2 protein-coding genes are annotated in these 1,626 nt (G+C 76.3%); one reads left to right on the top strand and one right to left on the bottom strand.

Annotated elements, in window-relative coordinates:
• A partial coding sequence (locus OZN99_RS31140; protein ID WP_270939072.1) for a hypothetical protein occupies positions 1 to 510 on the bottom strand: 510 nt, incomplete at its 3' end.
• 291 nt (positions 511 to 801) lie between these two features.
• Between OZN99_RS31140 and OZN99_RS31135 the strand changes: the two genes are divergently transcribed.
• A partial coding sequence (locus OZN99_RS31135; protein WP_270939071.1) for a hypothetical protein occupies positions 802 to 1,626 on the top strand: 825 nt, incomplete at its 3' end.

Below are 1,626 nucleotides of genomic sequence, written 5' to 3'. Positions count from 1 at the left end.
GAGGCCGGGCTGCGGGCGGGCCAGCGCCGCCAGCACGCCGCGCGCGCCCTCGCCCAGACCGATCGCGCCCACGCGCGCGGCATCGGCGTGCGGATGCCCCCGCAGCGCCGCCAGCGCGGCGGGCAGGCGGAGGTCGGGCGGCGGCAGATCCGGCTCGGCCATGCCGCCGTCGGACTGCAGCGCGGTGAAGTCCGCATCCAGCACGGAGAAGCCCAACGTGAGCAGGCGCAGGCCGTAGAGCTGCGTGCGTCCGTCCGGCCCGGTGGAATCGCCCAGCAGCACCACGGCCGGCCTCGGCGCTGCGCCCAGCCCGTCCTGCGGCACCGAGATCATGCCCCAGGCCTGCGCGCCGAGCCGGATCGGGCGGGTCACCGCCGCCACATGCGTCTCGCCGTCCTCCTCATGGCCGGCGACCGCGGTGCCGGGCGCCACCAGCAGCGCGAGCCAGGTCCCGCACGCGCCCAGCCGGCCGAGCCAGACCCGGCGACGCGACGATGCACGCTTCCCCATTCCCGCATCCCCCGATTCGCGCGGCGCGGCACCTGTCGGGCGCGCCGGACTGGCCTGCGTGGCGGGGGCCTCATCCCGGATGCGTGGGCGACCCCGCCACGCGCATCACGCTATGCGCCAGCGTACGGACGCGCTGTGCCCGACCGCACAGCGCCGCGAGCACTCCGCTGACGAAAGCGTTACCGGGACGGCCTGCGCGGCCACGGCACGGTCGGGGCAGGATCGGCCAGGGCACGCGGCGCCCGACCCGCGGCCCGCAGGACGGGACAGGCAGGCAGGCGGAGGCGCGGAATGACGGATCTTCCGGCGGAACGCTTCTCGGCGATCGTCGGCGCGATCTACGACTGCGCCCTGTCGCCGGAGCGCTGGCCCGACGCGCTGCGCCAGGTGTGCGAGGCGCTGGAGTGCGTCACCGGCCGGCTCTTCGTCGCGGACCTGACGGCCGGGCAGTTGCGCTTCGGCAGCGCCTGGAACGAACCGCCCGGTGCGGTCGAGGTGCTGGGCGGGCGGTTCAGCGGAGAAGTCACCGCGGCGATGGACGCGGCGCTCGGCGCACCCGGCCACGATCCCGACACGCCCTTCGTGCTGTCACGCAGCCCGGGCGGCGTGGACTTCCTGGAGTCGCAGGTCACGCACGAATGGGCGACGCCGCTCGGCTGGTGCGACGCGATGAACGCGGTGCTGCTGCGCGAGGGACCGCGGCTCGGGGTGATGTCCGCCGTGCGCCACCGCGACACCGGCATCGCCACCGACCGCGAGGTGGCGCTGATGCGCCTCTTCACCCCGCATCTCCGCCGCGCCGTGGCGATCGGCAACCTGCTGGACATGCGCGCCGTGGAAGGCGATGCGCTGCGCGGCGCCATGGACGGCCTCTCTGTCGGCATCGGCGTGGTCGCCGCGGACGGCGCCATCCTGCACGCCAATGCCGCCGCCCGCGCGATGATGGCCGCCGAGGACGGTCCGATCCGCGCGAGTTCCGGCCGCCTCGCCGCCCGCCGGCCCGAGGCCACCGAGGAACTGCTCGCCGCCATCGCCGACGGCGCGGCGGCGGAAGCGGGGCTCGGCGGGCGGGGGATCGGCGTGGTGCTGGGCACGCCCGCGCTGGCCGAGCCGCCC

The organism is Falsiroseomonas oryzae, from assembly GCF_027856955.1.
GTDB classification, from domain to species: domain Bacteria; phylum Pseudomonadota; class Alphaproteobacteria; order Acetobacterales; family Acetobacteraceae; genus Falsiroseomonas; species Falsiroseomonas oryzae.
The sequence above is the reverse complement of the archived record's forward strand: the minus strand, read 5'-3'. Positions and strand labels throughout refer to the sequence as shown.